This is a genomic window from Amycolatopsis orientalis DSM 43388 (assembly GCF_000411975.1).
Taxonomy (GTDB): domain Bacteria; phylum Actinomycetota; class Actinomycetes; order Mycobacteriales; family Pseudonocardiaceae; genus Amycolatopsis; species Amycolatopsis orientalis_D.
On the sequence record NZ_ASXG01000083.1, the window covers coordinates 53,592 to 76,340 of the forward strand.

The window sequence follows — 22,749 nt, forward strand, 5'->3', positions numbered from 1 at the left end:
CGCGGGCGAATCGCGCTGATGCGCCCGCGGGGCCGCTACCCTGAGGTCATGAAAAACAGGGGGGTTGCGGTCGCCTTGGTGGCGGCCGTGACGGTGCTGGCCGGATGCGACCAGGTCGATTCGGCGGTCAACCAGACGAATTCCGCAGTGGACAAGGTCTCCACGTGCACCGAAGCGCTCGGGCTGGCGGACCTGAACCCGTTGGTGGACGGCGACAAGCTCAAAGCCCGCGCCAGGACAAGGAGCGGCGGCTGCGCGAGCTGGCGGCCAACGTCCAGGAGCAGGACGTCAAGAACGCCCTGCTGGGCATGGCCGACTCGTATGTCCAGGTGCAGAAGGAACACCTCGAGGACGCCGGGGTGATCGCCCGGTGGACCAAGCGGAACCTGGAGAAGCTGGACTTGCTGCGCAAAGCCTGCGCCTGACCGTCACTCACCCGGCTCGCCCCGGCCGAACTTGCCGCCGCCTTCCTCCCGGACATCCAGATCACCGGCCGCGGCGGTCGGCAGGAAAAACCCGCGCTTCCGTCCGAACGCCGCCTCGGGTGCGCTGGACGCAACCGACGCGGCATCCGGAGCAGCTCAGCGGCGAGCCCGAACCGCGGCCGCCAGCGAAGGCGTCCGTACCGAACTCCGGCGCAGCGACCACACCAGTCCCAGCGCCGCCAGTGCCAGCCCGCCGAACCCGGCCGCCGCGAAACCCCATGCCGGGCTCGAATGGTCGATCGCGAAGCCGACCACCGGGCTCCCCGCGGCCAGTCCGAGCCGCGTCGAGGCGTCCTGCAGGCCCATCGCCTCGCCGCGCACGGCGGGCGGCGCGAGTTCGCTGACCGATTCCGTGGTGGCGGCGAGCGTCGGGGCGCAGAGCAGGTTCGTCGGGATCAGCACGAGCATCAGCAGCCACCACGGCTGGGTCACCAGCCCGACCGGGATCACCAGCAGCGCCAGCAGCAGCATCAGCAGACCCTGCGGCAGCGAGTTCCGCACCGCGCCGTGCACGATGCCGCCGAGCATCGACGCCGCGCACATCACCGCGATGACCAGGCCGGTCCAGCCGACGTCGCCGTGCGAGCGCAGCGCGGCCAGCGTCGCGACCTCCGTGCCGACCAGGCAGAACAGTGTTCCGGCGGCGATCAGCAGGGTCGCCAGCAGCCGTCCGGTCAGCCACGACCGCAGCGGCGGCCGCGCGGTGCCCGCCGGGGCCAGTTCGTCCTCGTTCCGGATCGGCGGGTTGAGCAGGAAGATCAGCAGCGCGGTGACGCCGAAAATGCCGCCGATGCCGCTGAGCGTCACGGTCGCCGACAGCGACGAGATCGCCGCGATCCCGGCCGCCGGGCCGATCATGAACGACGCTTCGACCAGGATCGTGTCCAGCGAGTACGCCGCGCGTCTCTGCTCGGCGGGCACGAGCGCGGCCAGGATCTGCCGCGCCAGCGAACCCGCGGGCACCGACAGCACGCCGGCCGGCAGCGCGCACACCACCAGCGTCTCGTAGGAAAGATGCGGGGCCGCGAACCAGAACGCGGTGGATGCCAAGCCGCACACCGCGACCACCGGGCGCAGGCCGTATCGGTCGATGGTGCGCCCGATCATCGGCGCGCCGAGCGCCATGCCCAGCGTGACGGCGGCGCCGACGACCCCCGCCGCGCCGTAACCCCGGCCGAGTCCGCTGACGACGTACAGCGTCAGCGTCACGCCGGTCATCGTCATGGGCAAGCGTGCGAAGAACATCAGCGCCATCGACGGGCGGACCCCGGGGACGCTCAGGACGCGGCGATAAGGCTGAAAAGGCACGTACCCCATGAGAGCAACGGTTGGTACGAGCGTGCAACTTCTTTTCGTCACACCCGCTGACCGGCACCCGCCACCCGGTCGGGTGTCGCGCAGACGTTCGCCCGCCCCGGAAAAGGCGAGCGCGACCAGGGTGATAACTTCATCGGCAACGCGAAAAAGCATTCTCGCCGCCTATTCGCGAACAATTTTTCATCTTTCCGCGCCGACCTTGGAGTTCTCCGGTCGAAGGGGCGGCGATCCCCAGGAAAAAGGGGAACCGGCCCGAATGCGGGCGGCGAGGCGTGCGTGGGGGACCCACCACGGTCGGACGAGCGAGACCGCGCGTCCCGACGGGGTGATGAAGGTAATCGATCACGAACTACGCCTGTGTGAGTGAGCGATGCCGCCATTCGGGCAATCCGGCTACTATGAGTCAGATTCAGGTCCGCGGTCCGTGATCGTCGGGGGACGCGCAAGCCGTCCACGTTAATCAATTGCGGGACGGTTCCCGATTCTTGGATTCGGCACGTAAGGGTTAGAAAAACTCCCTATCCGGTGATCGGCTGGTGTTGGGCCGACACGGCGGGTATCGATTTACCCGGCAGGTCCCAGAGGCCAGGGAGGTAAAGAATGAAAGGCAAGATCGGGCGGATCATCGCTGTGGTCGCCGCCGGCAGTCTGCTGGCCGTCGGCACTTCGGGGATGGCCGCCGCGAGCCCGGCGGGCGGCAAGGGCTCCTCGGCCACTCAAGCCGTCGCCGCGCAGGTGCTGCAGATGCGGGACGACCTGACCAAGGTCGCGTACGCGGGCGATGTCGCGAAGACGAGGGCGGACCTTGACCGGCTCAGCCCGGTGCTCGCGGACATCGCGGCAGGCAAGCGCTACCAAGTCCAATCCGAAACCCAGCAGCTCTCGTCGGCGGCGAAGATGCGCGCGGACGAATCCAGCCGGCTCGTCAGCAACCCGAAGGCGACACCGCGGCAACTGCCGCCGCTTCCGGTGCCGGTTCCGGACCTGCCGGACCTGCCCGGACCGCTCAAGATCGTGAGCGACCTGGTCAAGGCCCTGCTCGCCGCGGTGACCGGCATCCTGGGCGGCCTGCTCGGCGGCGTACCGGTGCCGCCGCTTCCGGTGCCGACGCCGCCGCTTCCGGCCCCGCCGGTGCCCGCGCCGGCGCCAGTGCCCGGGACCTGAACGGGCTGAACCGGAGGGGGAAGGCTCGGAGCCTGGTGCGGTTCGCCGCGCCAGGCTCCGTTCCATGTCCGGGCTCGTACGCCGGTGAGCTGCTTACGAGCGGTTGGCCAGCCCCACCCGCAACGCGCCAGCCATCTCCGCGATCGCTTCCCGGAACCGCGTGCCGACCCCGGCGAAGTTGAGGAATCCGTGGATCAGGTCAGCCTGTCGGCTGAGCGCCACCGGCACCCCCGCCGCGCGCAGTTTTTCCGCGTACGCCTCGCCTTCGTCGCGCAGCGGGTCGAAGCCCGCGGTGACGATGTAGGCGGGCGGGAGTCCACTGTGGTCAGCCGCGAGCAGCGGCGACATCCGCGGGTCGGCCTTGTCGACGCCTTCGGGTGCGTAATGTCCCTCGAACCACACCATCGCCTCGTCGGTGAGGAAGAGGTCTTCGCCGAAGATCTCGCGGGACCGGCGTCGCGTGGTGAAGTCGACTGCCGGGTAGATCAACAGCTGGAACGCGGGGGCCGGTCCGCCGCGCCGGGTCGCCTCCAACGCGACGACGGCGGACAGGTTGCCGCCCGCGCTGTCGCCGCCCACCGCGATCCGGTCCGGGTCCGCGCCGAGTTCGGCCGCCTTGGCGTGCGCGTAGTCGAACGCCGCCAGCGCGTCCTCCACCGGGCCGGGGAACGGGCTTTCCGGCGCGAGCCGGTACTCCACCGACAGCACCCGGACCCCGGCGTGCTTCGCGAGATAGCGCGCGGCGTTGTCGTGCGTCGCCCGGCTCCCGATGACCCATCCGCCGCCGTGGAAGAACACCAGCAGCGGTGACGGTTCCGGCAGGCCGGCCGGGGTGTAGAGGGTGGCGTCGAGGGACGCGTCGCCGGACGGGATGACGACGTCGCGGGTCGCGACCGGGTTGATCCGCTTGCCGTTGACCAGCTGCTGGCTCGCTTCCAGCAGCGCGCGCGACCGCTCGACCGATCCGTTGACCAGCGAAGCCCCGGAGAGCTTCTGCAGCTTCAGCAGCAGCTGGGCGTCGAGGGCGAGCTCCTGGCCGTCCAGCCGCAGCGGCGCTCCGGCGATCAGCCTGCGCACTGGCCGGGGCAGCCAGAACAACAGCTGCGCGGCGGCAGCCTGGGCGCGGATCTGCAGCGGAATGGCCATCGTTCCTCCTCGAACGCCGGATGAGCCGAGGCTACTTGCCAGTAGGTACGTTGGTCCAGTCGGCGTGTGACTCAGGCCTCCGTCTCAGATCCTGGTCCTCCAGTTAGGTAGAGGGGTTAGCCTCGACCTGTGACTTCGGGAAAGAGCGTCAAGGTGCTGGGTATCGGCGGCTCGCTGCGAGAGGGCTCGCAATCCGAGCGCGCGCTGCGCATCGCGCTCGCGGCCGCCGAAGAACGCGGCGTCGTGACCGAGCTGATCCCGGGCCCCGAGCTGGTTCTGCCGTTTTACGACACCGCGATCCCGGAACGAGACGAACGCGCGCGGAAGCTCATCGAGGGCATCCGCCAGGCGGACGGGCTCATCGTCGTCTCGCCCGGCTACCACGGCGGGCTGTCCGGGCTGGTCAAGAACGCCCTGGACTACGTCGAAGACCTCCGCGAGGACGCCCGCCCCTACCTCGACGGCCGCGCGGTGGGGCTCGCCGCCGTCGCGTACGGCTGGCAGGCCGCGGTCACCACGCTCGAACAACTCCGCACGATCACGCACGCACTGCGCGGCTGGTCCACTCCGCTGGGTGGTTCGATCAACTCCGCCGAGACCAAGTTCGACGAGGCCGGCGGCGCTTCCGACGAGAAGAGCGTCCGCACGTTGCGGCTCATCGGAGAGCAGGTCGCGGAGCACGCGTTGCTTCGCGCACACTGAGGTTTCGGCTCCTCCCGCCCCGGTTATTCCCGGGGTGATGACTGCCATGCCGGGGCACGGTTCCGCGGATGCGGAGCGTTGGACTCATTGCGACGCTGACTCCGGAGGCGTCCCGATGAGGAGGTAATACGCATGGCCGAGCCGATCTACACCGCCGTCGCGACCGCGCGAGGAGAAGGCCGCAACGGCGACGTGACGTCCTCGGACGGCGTGCTGGACGAGTCGCTGGCGATCCCCAAGGAGATGGGCGGTCCCGGCGGGGACAAGACCAACCCGGAGCAGCTGTTCGCCGCGGGGTACTCCGCGTGCTTCCTGAGCGCGCTGCAGGCCGTGGCCCGCCAGGCGAAGATCGCGCTGCCCGCCGCGACGGTGACCGGTTCGGTCAGCGTGTTCAAGAAGGACGCCGGGTTCCAGCTCGGCGTGCGGCTGGACGTGTCGCTGCCCGGTTTGGCGAAGGCCGACGCCGACCAGCTGGTCGAGCAGGCGCACCAGGTCTGCCCGTACTCCAACGCGACCCGCGGCAACATCGAGGTGGAGCTGACCACCACCGTCTGATCCACGACCGAGGAGGGACACCCGAGATGACGACTTCCCCCATCAAGAGCCCGCTTTCCGACGCGGACAAGGAGATCACCGGCAACGCGCTGCAGGCGACGCTGGCCGACCTGATCGACCTTTCGCTCATCGCGAAGCAGGCGCACTGGAACGTGGTGGGCCAGAACTTCCGCAGTGCGCACCTGCAGCTCGACGAGCTGGTGTCGACCGCGCGGCAGTACGTCGACGAGGTGGCCGAGCGGGCCGCCGCGATCGGGATTTCTCCCAACGGCAAGGCGAAAACCGTCGTGTCGACCTCCGGTGCGCCGGAGTACCCGGACAACTGGCAGTCCGTCGAATCGACCGTCGCCGCGATCGTCGACACCCTCGCGACGCTGATCGAGCGCCTCCGCAAGCGCATCGACGAGACCGACAAGAGCGACCTCGTGACGCAGGACCTGCTCATCGAGATCACCCGCGCGCTCGAAGAAGCGCACTGGATGTGGCAGGCGCAGCAGGCCTGACCGCGCTCAGCCGACGAAAAGCCGTCCGCCTCGCCGCGGGCGGCTTTTCCGTCATCCAGTGGTCGTCGCGGGCACCCGGCAGTAGGTTCGCTGGCATGGTGCTGCATCAGGGGAAACAAGATCGGGCAGACCGGAAGACGGGCACGAATCCGTTGTACGCCGGGAGCAATCCGGCGCTCGCCGCGGATTTCACGATGCCGCGCGACCGGCTGCGGGACGATTCGCTGCCGCCGGACACCGCGCTGCAGCTGGTGCGAGACGAGCTGATGCTCGACGGCAACGCGCGGCTCAATCTCGCCACGTTCGTCACGACGTGGATGGAGCCGCAGGCGCGTGAGCTGATGGCCGAATGCGTCGACAAGAACATGATCGACAAGGACGAGTACCCGCAGACCGCGGAACTCGAGCGGCGCTGCGTCAACATCCTCGCCGATCTGTGGCACGCGCCAGATCCGACCGACATCATGGGCTGTTCGACCACCGGGTCGTCCGAGGCCTGCATGCTCGCCGGAATGGCGTTGAAGCGGCGCTGGTCGAAGCTGGGCCGCACCGGCAAGCCGAACCTGGTGATGGGCATCAACGTCCAGGTCTGCTGGGAAAAGTTCTGCGAGTACTGGGAAGTCGAGCCGCGGTTCGTGCCGATGGAGGGCGACCGGTATCACCTGTCCGCGGAAGAAGCGGTGAAGCTCTGCGACGAGAACACCATCGGCGTCGTCGCGATCCTCGGATCGACGTTCGACGGCAGCTACGAGCCGGTCGCCGAGGTCGCCGCCGCCCTCGACGCGTTGCAGGAGCGGACCGGCTGGGACATCCCGGTGCACGTCGACGGCGCGTCCGGCGCGATGATCGCCCCGTTCCTCGACGAGGACCTGGAGTGGGACTTCCGGCTGCCGCGCGTCGCGTCGATCAACACTTCCGGGCACAAGTACGGGCTCGTGTACCCGGGCGTCGGCTGGGTGGTGTGGCGCGACAAGGAGGCGCTGCCGGAAGAACTGGTGTTCAACGTCAATTACCTCGGCGGCGACATGCCGACCTTCGCGCTCAACTTCTCCCGCCCCGGCTCGGAAGTCGCCGCGCAGTACTACACGTTCGTCCGGCTGGGGCGCGAAGGTTTCCGCGCGGTTCAACAAGCCTCGCGGGACGTGGCGATGTACCTGGCCGACGAGATCTCGAAGCTGGAGCCGTTCGAGCTGCTCACCCGCGGCGACCAGCTGCCGGTCTTCGCCTTCACCACCCGCTCGGACGTCACCTCGTTCGACGTCTTCGACGTTTCCCGCCGGCTGCGTGAACGCGGCTGGCTCGTGCCCGCGTACACGTTCCCGGACAACCGCACCGACCTGGCGGTGTTGCGCGTCGTCGTCCGCAACGGCTTCACGCACGACCTGGCCGACCTGCTGCTCGCCGACCTCAAGCGCGTGCTTCCGGAACTGAACAGTCAGCCGGCGCCGCAGCACGACCCCGCCACGTCGACCGCCTTCCACCACTAACTGGCGAGTACTCCGCCGCCACGCAGTACTGTCCCTGGGCATGGGCCTCGCCAAGGATGAACGCCAAGCGCTGAGCGACCTCTTCGAGCAGCTCGGCCCGGACGCCCCGACCCTCTGCGAGGGCTGGCAGACGCGGGACCTGGCCGCGCATCTGGTCGTGCGAGAACACCGGCCGGACGCGCTGGCCGGGATCGTGGTGCCCGCGCTCGCCGGTCACACGCAGAAGGTGCAGGACGGCGTCGCGGCGCGTCCGTGGGACGACCTGGTCGCCCAGGTCCGCCGCGGTCCGTCCCGCCTTTGGCCGACGTCCATCGGCGCGGTCGACGAGGTGACGAACAGTGCCGAATTCCTGGTGCACCACGAGGACGTCCGCCGGGCGCAACCGGAGTGGGCCCCGCGTCCAGCGGATCCGTCGCGGGACGGCGCGGCGTGGCGGCTGGCGACGCGGACGGCGAAGCTGAACCTGCGCAAGTCGCCGGTCGGCGTCGTGCTGCGGACTCCGGATGGCGAGTCGGCCTCGGTGAAGTCGGGAACTCCGGTGGTGACCGTGGTGGGCGAGCCGGTGGAGTTGCTGCTGTTCGTCTTCGGACGGGACGCGGTGCGGGTGACGTTCGAGGGTGACGAGGCCGCGGTGGCGCGGTTGAAGGGCGCCAAGCGCGGGCTGTGATTACGGGCCGTCCAGGAAACCCTGGACGGCCCGAATCGTCAGCGCATTCCCAGCGCCCGCAAGGCGAAGTACACCTCGATGGACGTCTGCTTGATCGTCTCGGCGATCACCAGCGAGCCGTGTCCCGCGTCGTAGCGGTAGAACTCGTGGGGCGCGCCGCGTTTGGCGAGGCGGTCCAGGTAGTTCTCGATCTGCCGGATCGGGCACCGGGGATCGTTGTCGCCGGCCAGGATCAGCACCGGGGCGGCGACCGCGTCCACGTACGTCAGCGGCGAGCATTCGCGGTACACCGCCGGCACGTCCTCCGGGGAGCCGCCGAACAGGGCGCGGTCGAACGAGCGCAGCTGTTCCATCTCGTCCTCGTAGGCGGCCACGTAGTCGGCCACCGGCACGCCGGCGACCCCGGCCGCCCAGCGCGTCGGCTGCGTGCCCAGCGCCAGCAGGGTCAGATAGCCGCCCCACGAAGCACCGTTCACCACGCACTTGTCCTTATCGGACAGTCCGCTTTCGATCGCCCAGTCGTGCACCGCCGCGACGTCTTCCAGTTCGGTGAGGCCGGGGCGGCCTTCGATGGCGTCCCGCCACGCCGAGCCGTAGCCGGTGGAGCCGCGGTAGTTCACCTCGACCACGGCGAATCCGGCGTCCAGCCACGTCGCGCGGTAGGCGGAGAACCGGTCCTCGTCGGCCGCGTGCGGGCCGCCGTGCAGCGAAAACACCGTCGGCAGCGGACCATCGGGCGCGTTCGCGGGCCGGGAAACCAGCGCGTGGATCCGTCCGCCGACGCCCTCCACGAACGCGTCGGTGACCGGCGACGAACCCGGCGCGCGCTCGCCCGGCGGCGTCAGCAGCACGGAGTCGGTGCCGTCGGTCGCGCGAGCCCGGACCGCGGCGGGCTCCGCGGCGCTGGACCACGAGTACTCGATGGTTCCGTCCGGTCGCACGCCCGCGCCGCCGATCCGCCCGGGCGGAGTGTCCACAGCGGACAGTTCGCCGGTGTCGAGGTCGTAGCGGTACAAGGAACTGCGCGCCTCGTGGAAGTGCACGACGAGCAGGGCGCGTGCGTCCGGGTACCAGTCCGCGACGACCTCGCCGGGCAAGTCGATCAGCAGCTCGGTTTCGGTGTCCGCCTGCACGTCCCAGACCAGCAGTTCCTCGCGGCCGCGGCGTTCGTGCAGGACCAGCAGACGCTGGTCGCCCGGCAGCGGCGAGAATTCCAGTGCCTGCAAGCCTTTTCCTTCGCCGTCCCACTTCTCCGCGACGGTGGTGAACCCGTCGGTGGACAGCACGCGCAGCGCCGGGTGCCGGGAATCGCCGTGCTCGGAATGGGAAATGGCGAGCAGGCTTTCGTCGCGGGACATCGACGCGATTCCCGTGTCGTCCGCGTGCTGATAAAACCGCTCGGTTACGCCGTCGATTTTCGCGAACAGTTCGCTGCCGTCGTCGGTCGAAACGCCGGCCGCGATGACTCGCTGGCCGATTTCGAGACCGGCCGGGTATCCGTCGTGAATGTCGGGCAGTGCTTTGCCGGCCGCCGAGCTGTCGCCGTCGAAGGGCTGGCTGCGCCAGGACCCGAACTCGTCGCCGTCGGTGTCGTCGAACCACCAGATGGCTGTTCCGTCGGGAGAGGGCGTCGCGTGCAGGGTGCCGTTGGGCCGGTCGGTGACGCGCCGGTGACTGTCGGTGGCCCGGTCCCACGCGTAGACCTCCCATACGCCGCTGGCGTTGGAGACGTACACGTTGGCATCCGGTGCGTCGCGGGCCCATTCGGGCACCGAGATGCGCGGCGCGTGGAACCGCGCCAGCCAGCGCTTTTCGGCTTCGGGGTCGTCGAACAGGCGGTCCGGGACCACCGCGGGCGGATTTTGGTTGCCTGACTGCGTGCTCACCCCTCGATCCTGCCACCTCTCACCCGTACTCTGTGCGGGGTGCTGGAGGGTTACGCGCCGGGCTATGCCCAAGACGCGCTGTCGATGATGAACACGCGCACAGCGAGTGACCGCGCCGCGTTCGCCCAACCGCTCTTCAGCCCAGACTCGAGAGTCCTGGATCTAGGCTGCGGCCAGGGTTCGATCACGAAGACCTTGGCTCCGTCCTGCCACGTCATCGGCGTAGACATCCACCGTCCGCTTCTCCCCACGACGTCCACAGTGGACTACGTCAACGCAACCGCCTACGCCTTGCCGTTCAAAACCGCCTCGATAGACGTCGTCTTCTCCCACGCGCTCTTCGAGCACCTGACAAACCCAGCAGCGGCCTTAGCGGAAATCCGCCGAGTCCTCCGCCCGGGCGGTCACCTTGCAATCTCCACCTCGGACTGGAGCAGAGCAAAAATCCGCCCAAGAACCGCAAACGTAGACGCCGCCCTGCGCGGCCACTACCTGCTGCGCCGCCACCACGGCGGCGACCCCTTCTCAGGCCGCACCATCGCCACAAAACTAGCCGCCGCCGGCTTCACGAACATCACCGAACGCACCCGCTACCGCGAAGACCTGACCTACCGCGCCCTGGCCACCTACGTAGAGTCCCGCCTGGCCGCCGCCCTGGCGCAACAACCCCTCACCAAAGACCACGACCAACTAACCTCCGCGGCCCGCTCCGCCTGGTCCTGGACAAAGTCCCCCGCCATCGGCGACTTCCACCAATGCTGGCAAGAACTAACCGCCACCCGCTAACCACAGCCCACCCGCCAACCGCAACCGATGCACCTTCGGCGGGCTAACCCGCACCCACTCCCCAACGGAACCGATGCACCTTCGGGCCCACTCGCCAACGGAACCGATGCACCTTCGGGGCCAACTGATACCCACTCGCCAACCGCAGCCGATGCACCTTCGGGGGTCCAGGGGGCAACGCCCCCTGGCGGGGGCCTGGGGGTCCGACCCCCAGAAATACAACGAAGTGAGGGCCACACGCCTGCGCTTTCCGCAGGCATGCAGCCCTCACTCACCAGTCGGGGTGGCGGGATTTGAACCCACGACCTCCTCGACCCGAACGAGGCACGCTACCAAGCTGCGCCACACCCCGAGGTACTGCTTAGCGGGTCGGGAGTAAGTCTAGCGGACGGGTTTCGCGGCTTTACGCGGGGCTGGTTTGCGGGGGTCGGTGGTGCCGGATCCGCGCGGGACCAGCGTTAACAGGCTGGCTTCGGGCGGGCAGGCGAAGCGGGCGGGGGCGTAGGGGGAGGTGCCGAGTCCGGCGGAGACGTGGAGCCACATGCGGGCTCCCCAGCGGGAGGCGCCGCGGGCGCGGCTGCGGTCGAGTTCGCAGTTGGTGATGATGGCGCCGTAGCCGGGGATGCGGAGTTGTCCGCCGTGGGTGTGGCCGGCGAGGACGAGGTCGTAGCCGTCGGTGGCGAAGGTGTCGAGGACGCGTGGTTCGGGGGAGTGGGTGACGCCGAGGCGGACGGCCGCGGTGGTGTCGGCGGGTCCGGCGATGTCGGAGTAGCGGTCGCGGTGGAGGTGGGGGTCGTCGACGCCGGCGGCGAAGACGGCGCGGCCGCCGACGTCGATGGTGCGGCGGACGTGGGTGAGGTCGACCCAGCCGTGTTCGATGAAGGCGGCGCGGAGGTCGCGCCAGGGCAGCTGGGTGCCGTGGATGCGCTTTTTTTTGCCGCGGGGCATGAGGTAGCGCGCGGGGTTTTTGGGTTTGGGCGCGTAGTAGTCGTTGCTGCCGAAGACGAACAGTCCGGGCCGGTCGAGCAGCGGGCCGAGTGCGCGGAGCACGGAGGGGACCGCGGTGCGGTGGGAGAGGTTGTCGCCGGTGTTGACGACGAGGTCGGGTTCGAGTTCGTCGAGCGCGGCGACCCAGCGTTGCTTGGCTTGGTGACCGGGGAGCATGTGCAGGTCGGAGACGTGCAGGATGGTGAACGGCGGCGTGCCGGGCGCGAGTACGGGCAGTTCGGCGGTCCGCAGTGTGTAGCGGCGGCGTTCGATGCCGACGGCGTAACCGAGGGTGGCGACCCCGAGGGCGATGGTCCCCGCGGCCAACCGCTTCGCGGTGCCCCCGGGCGGATTGGCGTTACCGAGCGTGCTCACGTGTTCGAGGATACGTGTTCGATCGGGTTGTCCGCTGTGGCCGGTGCCGGATGGCGTAGGGCGAAGGTCTCGGCGGCGTTCTCGCGGCATTGGCGGCAGCTGTCGGTGGAGGGAAGTGGACTGGACCAGTCCGGCGGCGATGCGGAGCCGGGCGTTCCCGTGGCGCCGGAGAACAAGCGAAACGGGGCGGGAGATCGCGTCTCCCGCCCCGTTTTCACTGGATTCAGCTGGTATATGCCGGATCTTCCGGCGGCAATGGCACGACCGGCTGGTCCGCCATGATGTTCTTCATCGCGCCGAACCACGTTTGTGCGGGTGTCTTGCCGCCGAACATGTTGCCGTCGCCGCATGTCGACACGGCACCGACGCCGTTGTAGCAAAGGCCGCCGCTGCCGCCTTCCGGACGGAACACCATGGCCGCACCGGCCATCTGCGGGGTTCCGGCCACGAAGGTCGCCGAGCCGTTGTTCTGCGTCGTACCCGTCTTGCCGACGAGCGGGCGGTTCCAGCCGACGGCGCTGGCAGCGGCTGCCGACGTGCCGCCAGGCTGGTCGTCCTTGCTCATCCCGACCGCCATGGTGTTGGCGAGGCCCTCCGGCACGACCTGCTCGCACGCGGCTTCCTTGACCGGCACCGGTTTGCCGTCGCGGTCGGTCACCGACGCCAGCGGGGTCGGCGGGCACCATTTGCCGCCGCTCAGGATGGTCGCGGCGACGTTCGCCAGTTCCAGTCCGCTCGTCGGGCTGAAGCCCAGCGTGAACGCACCCGTGCCCGGATAGTTCGGCTTAGGGCCGTATGCCTGGGCCTGGCTCTGGTTCCTGCCTGAGTCGTTCGACTTCGGGTCGACCTTTCCGCCGCCGGGGTTGCTCGCCATGGTCTCTCGCATGCCAAGTTTGATCGCCATGTCGATCCCGGGACCGGTGCTGCCGATTTTGTCCTCGAGCGCCACGAACGCGGTGTTCGGCGAGGTCGCCAGCGCGTTCTGCAACGAGGTCGAATCGCCGTAGTTGCCCGCGTTGCCGACGCAGTACCAGCGAGAGTTCAGCGGCGGACCGGTCGGCGGACAGTGCCCGCCGCCACCGGTGAACACGTGCGACGTATAGCTGTTCCCGACCGGGATGGTGCTGTAGATCCCGGCGATGTGCTGGTTCAGCACCGCCGCGGTGGTGAAGATCTTGTAGCTCGACCCCGCGCCGCCGGTGTTGAACACGCCGGACGGGAGCGCGTAGGTCGTTTGCCCTTGATCCGCGTCGATGCCGTAGTCCCGGTTCGCCGCGAGCGCCACCACTTCGTGCCGGTCCTTGCCCGGCCGGATCAGCGAAAGCGTGTTCGCGACGTTCTTCTGGGTTTTGCTCACCTGTGTCTCGGCCGAGACCTTCGCCTCGTGGTTGGCCTTTTCGTCCAGCGTGGTCTTGATCGTGTAGCCGCCGGTGTACAGCTGGTCCTTCGACATTCCGGACTTGATCAGATAATCCTCGACGTACTGGCAGAAGAAGCCGTTCTCGGGACCGGCTCCGGTGCAGTTCGACGCGGGCTTCTGCGGGGTGTCCGGCACCACGCCGAGCGGTTCGGCCTTGAACTTGTCCGCGTCGGCCTTCGCCAGTTTCTGGTTGCTCACCATCCGGTCGAGCACCAGGTTTCGCCGTTTCGTCGCCTTGTCCGGATGGTTCCACGGGTCCAGCACGATCGGGTTGTTCACGATGCCGGCCAGCAGCGCGGCCTGCGGGACGGTCAGGTTCTCCGGCGTGGTGTTGAAGTAGGCGTGCGCGGCCGCTCCGATGCCGTAAATCTGCCGGGAGAACTCGACGATGTTGAGGTAGCCGGCGAGGATCTGGTCCTTCGAGAGCTTCGTCTCGAGGTTGATCGCGATCCGGGCTTCCTTGAGCTTGCGCGAGAGCGTCTGCTCCTGCGCCTTCGCCTGCCCGGTCTTGTCGTTCCGGTAGACGACGTTGATCAGGTAGTTCTTCACGTACTGCTGGGTGATCGTCGAAGCGCCCTGCGTGTCCCCGCCCGCGGAGTTGGACACGGCGGCGCGCAGCGTCCGTCCCCAGTTCACCCCGTGGTGTTCGTAGAACGCCTTGTCCTCGGCCGACAGCAGTGCCCACTTCAGCGCTGGGTTGATCTGGTCCGGGCGGACCGGGATGCGGTACTGGTCGTACAGCGTCGCGATCGGCTTGCCGCCGGCGTCGGTGATCGTCGTCACCAGCGGCGGCGGGATGTCGGCGAGGTCGGACGACGTCTTGTCGACCGTTTCGCTCGCCTGGTTGGACACGACCCCCGCGGCGCCCACCACCGGGAACATGATCCCGGCGACCAGCACCCCTGCCAGCAGGCACAGGCCGAGGAGCTTGAAAAGACCATCCGTTTTGCGCACGAAAGCCAGGGTACTGAAGGCCCGTGTCGCCTTCGTGACCTCACGCCCGCGCGCCCCCGGAGGCGATCATTAACGGGACCCCGTGTGGTGACCTCAGGTAACGGAATGCATGCTAGGTCTCGACGGAGGGAACCGAGGGACCCTACAGTCCGTCAACGTCTCACGTAGATGCCGACAGACGGAGCAGCCCGGGTGGGAGCCTGGCTGGTCCGGACGGCGGCAGCGGCACCGGGGAGGTGCCGTCACCGACGTGCGGCGCAGAGGGAAACGCTCGCGGGGGTGGGAGCGGGAGCTTCGCCTTCGCTGGTGCCATACACCAGATGAGGGAGCTGGGGGTATGCGAACCAATCAGGTTGGCTGGCGAATCGATGCTTCGTGCCGGGACGCTGATCCCGACGGGTTGTTCGTGCGAGGAGCCGAACAGAACAGGGCGAAAGCCGTGTGCATGGGGTGCCCGGTCCGTACCGAATGCCTCGCCGAGGCACTCGACGGCCGGATCAATTTCGGGGTCTGGGGCGGGATGACGGAACGGGAGCGGCGCGCTCTGTTGCGCCGTCGTCCGGACGTGACCAGCTGGACTGATCTGCTCGAAGCGGCCAAGCGGGACGCGCTGGCCGCCGCGGCGGGCTGAAAAGCTGCTCGTGAGCGGCTGTGCCGGTCGACAACCGGCACAGCCGCTCACGACGTCAGTTTCACTCCGATGTCGCGCAGGCCCTCGAGGTCGTGCACGTCACCGGCGAGCGCGGGCACCCGGGTCAGCGGCACTTCCGGATGCGCGCGGGTGAAGCGCGCCAGCAGCCGGTTTTCCCGCTCGGCCAGCGCGACCCGGTCGGCGTGCAGCCGCAGGACGGCCTCGGCGAGCGGCGCGTTCTGCACCGACTCCGCGGCGGTCAGCGCTTCGGTCGCGGACAGCGGCGCGAGCACCGGGTGCGTGCGGTTGGCGACCAACCCGGCCAGCGGCATCGATTCGCCGGCGAGGCGCTCGACGAAGTAGGACGCCTCGCGCAGCGCGTCCGGCTCCGGCGCGGCCACCACCAGGAACGAGGTGCCGGACGACCGCAGCAGCTCGGCGGTCTTGCGCGCGCGTTCGCGGAACCCGCCGAACATGCTGTCGAAGGCCTGCATGAACGCGGACGCGTCGGCGAGCAACTGGCCGCCGATGATCGTCGACACGGCCTTCGCGAACATCGAGAACCCGGCGCTGACGACCTTGCGCAGGCCCCAGCCGCCGGCCTTCGCCGGGCCGGTGAGCAGCCGGATCATCCGGCCGTCGAGCGCGGTGGACAGCCGGGTCGGCGCGTCCAGGAAGTCGAGCGCGGACCGGCTCGGCGGCGTGTCGACGATGATCAGATCCCATTCGTCGGTCGCCGCGAGCTGGCCCAGCTTCTCCATCGCCATGTACTCCTGCGTGCCGGAGAACGACGTGGAAATGGTCTGGTAGAAGGGGTTCTGCAGCAGCTGCTCGGCCCGCTCCGGGCCGGCGTGCACGCGCACCATGTCGTCGAACGTGCGGCGCATGTCGAGCATCATCGCCCACAGTTCGCCCTTGGGCTCGAAGCCTTCGACCCGCACCTGCTTGGGGTGGTTGCCCAGCTCGCGCAGCCCGAGCGCCTGTGCGAGCCGGCGTGCCGGGTCGATCGTGAGCACCACGGTCTGCCTGCCGCGTTCGGCGGCACGCAGCGCCAGCGCCGCCGCGGTCGTGGTCTTGCCGACGCCGCCGGAACCGCAGCACACGATCACGCGGCTGTCCGGGTCGTCGAGGAGGGCGTCCACGTCGAGCTTCGAGTCGGCGGGCATCAGCGCACCCCCTGTTCCTGCAGCGTTTCGGCCAGTTCGTAGAGCGCGCCGACGTCGACGCCGTCGGTCAGGTCCGGCAGCTCCAGCGTCGGCAGGTCTGCCTCGGCGAGCTGTTCGCGGGCCCGCTGCTCGGCGGCGACGCGGACGGCGTGCTCCACGGTCTCCTCGACGAGCGCGTCGAGCGTCGCCTCCGGCAGGTTCAGCCCGGCCGAGGCGAGGCCGGAGCGCACCCGGTCGGCGTCCACCCGGCCGTCGGCGGCCGCGGTGACCGAACGCGCGGGCAGCCGCGGCGGGCGGACCCGGTTCACCAGCACCGCGCCCGGTCGCAAATCGGCGCCGTCCAGCTCAGCGACCGCTTCGACGGTCTCGCGCACCGGCATCTCCTCCAGCAGCGTGGTGAGGTGCACGGCGGTCTCGCCGGAATGCAGCAGCCGGACGACGCCGTCGGCCTGGCCGCGGATCGGCCCGGTCTTCGCGAGGTCGGTGAGAGCCTTGGTGACGTCGAGGAACTTCACCACGCGCCCGGTCGGCGGCGCGTCGACCACGACCGCGTCGTAGGTGTGGCGGCCGTCGGATTCCGTGCGCCCGACGCATTCCTTGATCTTCCCGGTCAGCAGCACGTCGCGAAGGCCCGGTGCGAGCGTGGTGGCGAACTCGATCGCCCCCATCCGGCGCAGCGTCCGCCCGGCGAAACCGAGGTTGTAGAACATCTCGAAGTATTCGAGCAGCGCCGCTTCGACGTCGATGTGCAGCGCGCGCAGTTCGCCACCGCCGGGGACCGACGCGATCCGCTGCTCCGCGTACGGCAGCGGTTCGGTGTCGAAGAGCTGTGCGATGCCCTGGCGGCCCTCGACCTCGATCAAGAGCACCCGGCGGCCGTTCCGGGCGAGTGCGAGACCCAGCGCCGCGGCGAGCGTGGTCTTGCCGGTTCCGCCCTTGCCGGTGACGAAATGCAGCCGGGCCCTGGCGAGCTCGTCGGTCCAGCCGGCGGAGGGTGTGGTCACGTCCCCAACACTAAACCGGTGCTCAGCTGGCCAGCATCATGACGCTGACCGCAGCGGCGACCACCGCGACGACGATCCAGGTCACCAAGGGCGGCAGCACGGTCAGCGTGAGCACTGCCACCACGATCAGCACGGTGAGGGTGACCGCGCCGGAGATCGCGACCTGGCCCGAACGGTTCACCCGGTCCCGCGTTTTGGCCATCACGGCCAGCACGAGCGGCACCCCGGCCACGGCGAGCAGCACGGTCGCGACGATCCGCCAGGTCTCCACGCGCCCACGCTAACGAGCGACGATCGGATGTGAAGTGACCCACACTCGCCCGGCGTAGCCACGCGTACCCCTGGACGGGTGACGGGCTTTCGGCGGCGGCGGTCCGGAGGGGCCTTGCCCGCTTGGTTACGCTCCCGAGTCATGAGTGCGACCAAATGGGAGTACGCCACCGTCCCGCTGCTGATCCACGCTACGAAACAAATTCTCGACCAGTGGGGCGAGGACGGCTGGGAGCTGGTGACCGTGCTGCCCAACCCGAGCGGCGAACAGCACGTCGCGTACCTGAAGCGGCCGAAGAGCTGAGGGGGCGGCGTTGACCTGGAGCGCCCGGCTCGCCGAGCTCGGCATCGAACTGCCCGGAGTCGCCGCACCGCTGGCCGCGTACGTGCCGGCCGTGCGCACCGGCTCGCACGTCTACACCTCCGGCCAGCTGCCCTTCGTCGACGGAGCGCTCGCCGCGACCGGCAAGGTCGGCGGCGAGGTCAGCCCGGAGGAAGCCAAGGGGCACGCCCGCACCGCGACGCTCAACGCGCTCGCGGCGGTGCACGCGCTGGTCGGCATTGACTCTGTTGTCCGGATTGTCAAAGTGGTCGGTTTCGTCGCCTCCGCGGAGGGCTTCACCGGCCAGCCCGCGGTCGTGAACGGCGCGTCCGAGCTGCTCGGCGAGATCTTCGGCGACGCCGGGGTGCACGCCCGATCGGCCGTCGGCGTCGCGGAGCTTCCGATCGCGTCGCCGGTGGAGATCGAACTGATCGTGGAGGTGAAGTGATGGACCCCGACATCGAACAGTCCCTGCACGAACTGCTGCTGCGGCTCGCCGGCCGTCTGCCGGACCAGCTGCTGTGGCGGTTCCGCGACTGGCTCGGCGAAGGCGCGATGGGGACGCTCGCGCGGACCCTGCCGAGGTCTTTGCTCAAGCACAGGATCGACTTGGACCAGGCGGAGTACCGCCTGCTCGTGGCCGGTCTGATCCCGCACGGCGCCGACTGGCACCAGGTGAGTTCGACCCTGGGGGTAGACGACGTCACCGAGACCAGGTACACATTCACGCAGAGTGCGCCCGAATGGGTGAACTCCGTCGACTCTGTGTCCGTTTTGCTCCACGCAACGTTGCGTGGACGCGCGGATGTGGGGGAAGTACGGCAGAGCTGGCGGCGTCTCGGCGCGGCCAGCGAGGGCGGGGCGAAGCGTGTCCTGCTGGTGACGGCGACCGCGGGACAACCCCGGCTCACCGGTGAACTGCAGCGGGTGCTGCGGGTCATGGGAGACGAGGAACCCAGCGTCGAGGTCATCCCGCCGCGCTTCGACCTGCCGGGGTACCACCGGGCCGCGCTCGCCGAGTCCGAGCTGGTCTGCGTAGGCGCCGCGGGCGCCGGTCATCGACTTGTCGCCGCTTAACGCTCGTTGCCGCCAGGCGAGCTGGGAGGAGCAGAGCCATGGTGGAGGTTCACGACGGCCCGATGGACGGGTTCTCGGTGCCCCTGCGCCTGCATAACTTGTTGCTGGCCCTGGCGGGCCGCATCGACGACAGCGCGCTCACCGAAGCGCGAGAACTGATCGCCCGCGCCCACATCGACGAGGCGGTGGAACTCACCACCGGCACGTTGATCGCGGGCCGGATCCCCGTGAGCGAGGCCGAACAGCGCGAGCTGGCGCTGGTGCTCGAGATGAGCCGCTCGGACGCGACGCTCGCGAACGACCTGCTGGTCGCCGACCACGAGCCGATGCACACGCACCGGTTCACCGGCGAGAACCAGCCCGAGTTCGGTCTCGCCGAGGCGCTCGACCGCACCCTGCAGGTGCTGCCGGACGTGCGTTCCGTGCACGCGGTGTGGCGCAACACCCCGGCGGGCAGCGTGCCGGGCGCGCTGCCGCAGCGGGTCGTGCTGGTCGAGCTGGGCCCCGAGGGCAACCCGCCCGCGGTCGCGTTCCGGGTCGACACCGCGCTGCGCCGGGCGGGCATCCGCTCGGTCGTGGAGGTGAGCGGTCCGGGGATCCCGCAGTCGGATTACCACCAGGCCGCGGGTGCCGTCGCCAGCCCGGTGTGGGTCACCGGCAGCACGCATTCGGCCCCGGATTACCGGCCGGACCCGGCTCCGCAGCGCAGCGCCCCGGCGCCCGCTTCGGCCCCGGTTCCCGAACCGGTCTCGGAAGCGCCGAGCCGGCACGGGCACCGGCAGCCCGAACCGGAACCGGTCGCCGCGGCCGAGCCGGTGGTTCCGGTCGCGCCGGTGGTGCCGATCGTGCAGTCCGTGCCCGCCCAGCCGGTGTCCGCGCCGGAGCCGGCGGCTGAGGCCGCCGCGTCTTCGGAGCGTCCGCGCACGGCCGGGTCCGAGACGCGCGCCGAGCGCACGTCGGACCTGACGCCGTCCGAGGTGGCGCAGCTGCGGCGCGCGCTGGCCGAGGACCCGGAGAAGGGCCGCGAGATCGCCGCGGGCAAGCCGAGCATGCACGAGGTGGTCGAACTGCCCGCGCTGGATCTCGACGACCCGAGCCTGTCCGAACGCGACCGTGCGCTGCTGCGCGAGCTGCACGAGGAACTGGCCGAGCGCGAACGTGCCGAGGCCGCCCGGCTGCGGCTCAACGGCGCGTCCCGTTCCGGCGGGGACCAGCACTGGTCCTGAAGTCCCCTGTTCCGCGGTGAAGAGGGCCCCTCGCATTACCTGGCGAGGGGCCCTCTTCTCGGCTTCGGCCCGGTCGCGAGGTGACACAAGTAATCCGCGACGCGCACGGATTGCGAGGTATGTTGCCCGGGTGGAACGGCCGCGTGAATTCGTTTTCGACATCCCCGCCCGTCCCGGCATCGCGATCCGGGACAACGCGGATGGCCCGCCAGTGACCCCGAAGGACGCCGCCACGGTGATCCTGCTGCGGGACACCGCGGACAGCGTGGAGGTCTTCCTCCAGCACCGGGTGAAGGGCATGGCGTTCGCCGGCGGGATGACTGTGTTCCCCGGCGGCGGGGTGGATCCGCGCGACGCGGACGCTTCGGTGGCCTGGGCCGGGCCGCCGCCGTCGTGGTGGGCCGAACAGTTCACCTGCGACGAAAGCCTCGCCCGCGCGCTCGTGTGCGCCGCCGTGCGCGAGACGTTCGAGGAATCCGGCGTGCTGCTGGCCGGGACCGAGGACTCGGTGGTCGCCGACGTCACGCCGTATCACGAAGCCCGGAAAGCCTTGGAATCCCGGGAAATCTCGCTCGCCGGGTTCCTCGCCGACGCTGGCCTCACGTTGCGCGCGGACTTGCTGCATCCGTACGCGCACTGGGTTACGCCGCCCCAGGAACAGCGTCGATACGACACCCGCTTCTTCGTCGCGAAGCTTCCCGAAGGCCAGCGCGCGGACGGCGCGACCTCCGAAGCGGTGGCCGCCGGTTGGCAGCCGCCCGCCGAGGCAGTCGCGGACGCGCGCGAAGGCCGTCGCACGCTGATGCCGCCGACCTGGCTGACCCTTGTCGAACTCGCCGAGTTTTCCCGGGCCGACGCGGTGCTCGCGGAGCCGCGCGAGATCGTGAGGACTGTGCCGACCCTGGTCCGGGACGGCGAGAACATCCGCGTCGTCCTCGATCCTTCGGAGTCCTGAGTGACCGCTCCTGCCTACGGTGTGCTGCGCCGCGTTTCCGAAACCGCGTCGGTGCTGTTGGAGAACAACCCGTCGACGATGACGTTGGAGGGCACCAACACCTGGGTGCTGCGCGGTGGTGACGCCGCCGCTGCCGTGGTCGTCGACCCCGGCTACCACGACCTGGAGCACCTGGAAAAACTCGCCGCGGTCGGTCCGGTCGAGCTGATCCTGCTGACGCACCACCACCCGGACCACGCCGAGGGCGCACCCTGGTTGGCCTCGAAAACGGGCGCCCCGGTACGAGCCTTTGACGCTTCCCTCTGCATCGACGCCCCTCCCTTCGCCGACGGCGACTCCTTCGCCGCGGGCGGCCTGGACTTCCGCGTCCTGCACACCCCCGGCCACACCGACGATTCGGTGTCGCTGCTGGTCGGCGGCCAGATCCTGACCGGGGACACCATCCTCGGCCGAGGCACGACGGTCCTGCACGATCTGGGCGACTACCTGCGCTCGCTGCGCAAACTGATCGATCTTCCGGACGGCACCCCCGGCCTCCCCGGCCACGGCCCGGAACTGCCGGATCTGCCCGCGACCGCGCGGGAGTATCTGGCGCACCGGGAACAGCGCCTCGATCAGGTGCGTTCCGCCTTGCGAACGCTCGGCGAAGACGCGACGCCGCGGCAAGTGGTCGAGGTCGTCTACGCCGACGTCGACCGCGCGCTGTGGGCCCCGGCCGAGGCGAGCGTGCGCGCACAACTGGACTACCTACGGGCTTCTTCGGAGGACGGACAATGAGCGACGTCGAGGTCGAGTTCTACTGGCGCCCAGGCTGCGGCTTCTGCTCAGCCCTGCGCCGGCCGCTGAGCGAAAGCGGCCTGCGGGTCCGAGAGATCAACATCTGGGAGGAACCGGGCGCGGCCGAGCGAGTGCGCGAGGTAGCGAACGGCAACGAGACGGTGCCCACGGTGATCGTCGGCTCGACCGCACTGGTGAACCCGACTTTCGACGAGGTCAAAGCCGCAGTGGCTGCGGAGACGGCTGCCTGAGTTCTTCCGGCCTCGCTGACGGCGCGCCTCGGCGGTAACCCCGCCGCCCAGACGTTGCCGAGGCCCGGTGACAGGCTTTCGACCGCACCCGGACGGCAAGCGCGGTGCCGCGAGGCAGCCGCACAGCGGTCAGCCCGGGGGCGGCGGCGACTCGCGCCCCGTGCTGCCTCCAGTTCGCAGCGGCCAGAATCGCCACTAGCTGAAACGGCACGTGCTGGCTCCGGCTCCACGCAATTCGGCGGCTCCACGCGGTGCTGCACTGCACGGCACAGCCGACTCGCGGCGCGGCTGACCCTGCACGGCCCTGCACAGCACAGCCGACTCGGCGCGGCCCGGCTCCGCACGGCGCAGCCGACTCGATGTGGCCCGGCTCCGCACGGCACAGCCGGCTCTGCTCGGCACCGCTCCGCACGGCGCAGCCGACTCGATGTGGCCCGGCTCCGCACGGCACAGCCGGCTCTGCTCGGCACCGCTCCGCACGGCGCAGCCGACTCGATGCGGCCCGGCTCCACACGGCACAGCCGGCTCTGCTCGGCTTCGGGCGGTCAGCACAATGCGTCGGGCGGCACCGCCCTGCGCCACGCTGCGCAGTGCAACCCTTTCCCCGCCCCGCCCCGCCCCGCCCCGCCCCGCCCC

General features: G+C 69.7%; 23 protein-coding genes, 1 tRNA gene and 1 pseudogene. 16 read left to right on the top strand and 9 right to left on the bottom strand.

The genetic code is table 11. The annotated features are described in order from the left end of the window. Positions 1-48 precede the first annotated feature (48 nt). Positions 49-425 (top strand): annotated as a pseudogene (locus L942_RS16990) (hypothetical protein). 156 nt (positions 426-581) lie between these two features. On the opposite strand, the gene L942_RS16995 reads toward L942_RS16990, so the two are convergent. Next, positions 582-1,730 (bottom strand): MFS transporter, encoded by a 1,149-nt coding sequence (locus tag L942_RS16995; RefSeq protein ID WP_037361451.1) that lies wholly within the window; start codon positions 1,728-1,730, stop codon positions 582-584. Positions 1,731-2,402: 672 nt separating this feature from the next. Here L942_RS16995 and L942_RS17000 point away from each other — a divergent pair. Beyond that, positions 2,403-2,966 carry a hypothetical protein gene (locus L942_RS17000; RefSeq protein ID WP_037361392.1) on the top strand — a complete coding sequence of 188 codons (564 nt, stop codon included), beginning with the start codon at positions 2,403-2,405 and terminating at the stop codon, positions 2,964-2,966. Positions 2,967-3,059: 93 nt separating this feature from the next. Here the strand turns inward: L942_RS17000 and L942_RS17005 are convergent, their stop codons facing one another. Continuing rightward, positions 3,060-4,112, bottom strand: coding sequence for an alpha/beta hydrolase (locus tag L942_RS17005; RefSeq protein WP_037361394.1), 1,053 nt, complete (start codon positions 4,110-4,112; stop codon positions 3,060-3,062). Positions 4,113-4,241: 129 nt separating this feature from the next. On the opposite strand from L942_RS17005, the gene L942_RS17010 reads away from it, so the two are divergent. From L942_RS17010 to L942_RS17030, 5 genes are all read left to right on the top strand, one after another. Then, complete coding sequence (locus tag L942_RS17010; RefSeq protein ID WP_200862841.1) at positions 4,242-4,814, top strand: NADPH-dependent FMN reductase; 573 nt, start codon at positions 4,242-4,244, stop codon at positions 4,812-4,814. A 132-nt stretch (positions 4,815-4,946) separates the two neighbouring features. Beyond that, positions 4,947-5,369 carry an organic hydroperoxide resistance protein gene (locus L942_RS17015; protein WP_037361397.1) on the top strand — a complete coding sequence of 141 codons (423 nt, stop codon included), beginning with the start codon at positions 4,947-4,949 and terminating at the stop codon, positions 5,367-5,369. A 26-nt stretch (positions 5,370-5,395) separates the two neighbouring features. Next, entirely contained in the window at positions 5,396-5,872 is a 477-nt protein-coding gene (locus tag L942_RS17020) for a Dps family protein (RefSeq protein WP_037361399.1), read from the top strand. Positions 5,873-5,967: 95 nt separating this feature from the next. Then, a complete protein-coding gene (locus tag L942_RS17025) occupies positions 5,968-7,359 on the top strand; it encodes a glutamate decarboxylase (protein ID WP_037361402.1) in 1,392 nt (463 codons plus the stop codon). 40 nt (positions 7,360-7,399) lie between these two features. After that, positions 7,400-8,026 carry a TIGR03085 family metal-binding protein gene (locus L942_RS17030; RefSeq protein WP_037361405.1) on the top strand — a complete coding sequence of 209 codons (627 nt, stop codon included), beginning with the start codon at positions 7,400-7,402 and terminating at the stop codon, positions 8,024-8,026. Positions 8,027-8,064: 38 nt separating this feature from the next. Here L942_RS17030 and L942_RS17035 read toward each other — a convergent pair whose 3' ends face one another. Next, on the bottom strand, positions 8,065-9,912 hold the full coding sequence (locus L942_RS17035; protein WP_037361408.1) for a S9 family peptidase: 1,848 nt from the start codon (positions 9,910-9,912) through the stop codon (positions 8,065-8,067). Positions 9,913-9,951: 39 nt separating this feature from the next. Here L942_RS17035 and L942_RS17040 point away from each other — a divergent pair, with 39 nt between their 5' ends. Then, positions 9,952-10,698, top strand: a complete 747-nt coding sequence (locus L942_RS17040; protein WP_037361410.1) for a methyltransferase domain-containing protein — start codon at positions 9,952-9,954, stop codon at positions 10,696-10,698. A 278-nt stretch (positions 10,699-10,976) separates the two neighbouring features. Here the strand turns inward: L942_RS17040 and L942_RS17045 are convergent. The 3 genes from L942_RS17045 to L942_RS17055 all read right to left on the bottom strand — a co-directional run bounded on the left by L942_RS17045 (position 10,977) and on the right by L942_RS17055 (position 14,434). Continuing rightward, positions 10,977-11,050 (bottom strand) — tRNA-Pro (locus tag L942_RS17045). Positions 11,051-11,079: 29 nt separating this feature from the next. Continuing rightward, positions 11,080-12,012, bottom strand: a complete 933-nt coding sequence (locus L942_RS17050) for a metallophosphoesterase (protein WP_037361456.1) — start codon at positions 12,010-12,012, stop codon at positions 11,080-11,082. A 271-nt stretch (positions 12,013-12,283) separates the two neighbouring features. Next, positions 12,284-14,434, bottom strand: coding sequence for a transglycosylase domain-containing protein (locus tag L942_RS17055; protein WP_037361413.1), 2,151 nt, complete (start codon positions 14,432-14,434; stop codon positions 12,284-12,286). 337 nt (positions 14,435-14,771) lie between these two features. Here L942_RS17055 and L942_RS17060 point away from each other — a divergent pair, with 337 nt between their 5' ends. After that, positions 14,772-15,065, top strand: coding sequence for a WhiB family transcriptional regulator (locus tag L942_RS17060; RefSeq protein WP_037361416.1), 294 nt, complete (start codon positions 14,772-14,774; stop codon positions 15,063-15,065). 47 nt (positions 15,066-15,112) lie between these two features. Here the strand turns inward: L942_RS17060 and L942_RS17065 are convergent, their stop codons facing one another. From L942_RS17065 to L942_RS17075, 3 genes are read right to left on the bottom strand one after another with little or no spacing between them, the layout of a single operon-like run. Next, positions 15,113-16,231 (bottom strand): ArsA family ATPase, encoded by a 1,119-nt coding sequence (locus L942_RS17065; protein WP_037361419.1) that lies wholly within the window; start codon positions 16,229-16,231, stop codon positions 15,113-15,115. After that, positions 16,231-17,235 carry an ArsA-related P-loop ATPase gene (locus L942_RS17070; protein WP_037361421.1) on the bottom strand — a complete coding sequence of 335 codons (1,005 nt, stop codon included), beginning with the start codon at positions 17,233-17,235 and terminating at the stop codon, positions 16,231-16,233. The genes L942_RS17065 and L942_RS17070 overlap by 1 nt, the downstream gene beginning before the upstream one ends. 22 nt (positions 17,236-17,257) lie before the next feature. Further along, a complete protein-coding gene (locus L942_RS17075; RefSeq protein WP_037361422.1) occupies positions 17,258-17,506 on the bottom strand; it encodes a hypothetical protein in 249 nt (82 codons plus the stop codon). A 141-nt stretch (positions 17,507-17,647) separates the two neighbouring features. Between L942_RS17075 and L942_RS43775 the strand changes: the two genes are divergently transcribed. The 7 genes from L942_RS43775 (at position 17,648) to L942_RS17105 (ending at position 22,113) form a co-directional block, all read left to right on the top strand. Next, on the top strand, positions 17,648-17,809 hold the full coding sequence (locus tag L942_RS43775; protein ID WP_020664158.1) for a DUF4177 domain-containing protein: 162 nt from the start codon (positions 17,648-17,650) through the stop codon (positions 17,807-17,809). Positions 17,810-17,819: 10 nt separating this feature from the next. Then, complete coding sequence (locus L942_RS17080) at positions 17,820-18,275, top strand: RidA family protein (protein WP_037361424.1); 456 nt, start codon at positions 17,820-17,822, stop codon at positions 18,273-18,275. After that, positions 18,275-18,904: a hypothetical protein gene (locus L942_RS17085; RefSeq protein WP_037361427.1), complete on the top strand. Its 630-nt coding sequence runs from the start codon at positions 18,275-18,277 to the stop codon at positions 18,902-18,904. Before L942_RS17080 ends, L942_RS17085 begins: the two co-directional genes overlap by 1 nt. A gap of 38 nt (positions 18,905-18,942) precedes the next feature. Further along, the gene (locus tag L942_RS17090) at positions 18,943-20,130 is read left to right on the top strand and encodes a hypothetical protein (protein WP_037361429.1); all 1,188 of its coding nucleotides are present in this window, start codon (positions 18,943-18,945) and stop codon (positions 20,128-20,130) included. A 130-nt stretch (positions 20,131-20,260) separates the two neighbouring features. Then, positions 20,261-21,085, top strand: coding sequence for an NUDIX hydrolase (locus L942_RS17095; protein WP_037361431.1), 825 nt, complete (start codon positions 20,261-20,263; stop codon positions 21,083-21,085). Next, on the top strand, positions 21,086-21,862 hold the full coding sequence (locus L942_RS17100; protein WP_037361434.1) for an MBL fold metallo-hydrolase: 777 nt from the start codon (positions 21,086-21,088) through the stop codon (positions 21,860-21,862). Beyond that, positions 21,859-22,113: a glutaredoxin domain-containing protein gene (locus tag L942_RS17105; RefSeq protein WP_037361436.1), complete on the top strand. Its 255-nt coding sequence runs from the start codon at positions 21,859-21,861 to the stop codon at positions 22,111-22,113. Before L942_RS17100 ends, L942_RS17105 begins: the two co-directional genes overlap by 4 nt. The last annotated feature ends 636 nt before the right edge of the window (positions 22,114-22,749 follow it).

Bases quoted from the DNA above. Each gene is read 5' to 3' on its own strand.
- L942_RS17065 (WP_037361419.1), bottom strand. From the start codon at position 16,231: ATGCCCGCCGACTCGAAGCTCGACGTGGACGCCCTCCTCGACGACCCG.
- L942_RS17090 (WP_037361429.1), top strand. From the start codon at position 18,943: ATGGTGGAGGTTCACGACGGCCCGATGGACGGGTTCTCGGTGCCCCTG.
- L942_RS17085 (WP_037361427.1), top strand. From the start codon at position 18,275: ATGGACCCCGACATCGAACAGTCCCTGCACGAACTGCTGCTGCGGCTC.
- L942_RS17020 (WP_037361399.1), top strand. From the start codon at position 5,396: ATGACGACTTCCCCCATCAAGAGCCCGCTTTCCGACGCGGACAAGGAG.
- L942_RS17105 (WP_037361436.1), top strand. From the start codon at position 21,859: ATGAGCGACGTCGAGGTCGAGTTCTACTGGCGCCCAGGCTGCGGCTTC.
- L942_RS17015 (WP_037361397.1), top strand. From the start codon at position 4,947: ATGGCCGAGCCGATCTACACCGCCGTCGCGACCGCGCGAGGAGAAGGC.
- L942_RS17030 (WP_037361405.1), top strand. From the start codon at position 7,400: ATGGGCCTCGCCAAGGATGAACGCCAAGCGCTGAGCGACCTCTTCGAG.
- L942_RS16995 (WP_037361451.1), bottom strand. From the start codon at position 1,730: ATGTTCTTCGCACGCTTGCCCATGACGATGACCGGCGTGACGCTGACG.
- L942_RS17025 (WP_037361402.1), top strand. From the start codon at position 5,968: ATGGTGCTGCATCAGGGGAAACAAGATCGGGCAGACCGGAAGACGGGC.
- L942_RS17060 (WP_037361416.1), top strand. From the start codon at position 14,772: ATGCGAACCAATCAGGTTGGCTGGCGAATCGATGCTTCGTGCCGGGAC.
- L942_RS43775 (WP_020664158.1), top strand. From the start codon at position 17,648: ATGAGTGCGACCAAATGGGAGTACGCCACCGTCCCGCTGCTGATCCAC.
- L942_RS17005 (WP_037361394.1), bottom strand. From the start codon at position 4,112: ATGGCCATTCCGCTGCAGATCCGCGCCCAGGCTGCCGCCGCGCAGCTG.
- L942_RS17000 (WP_037361392.1), top strand. From the start codon at position 2,403: ATGAAAGGCAAGATCGGGCGGATCATCGCTGTGGTCGCCGCCGGCAGT.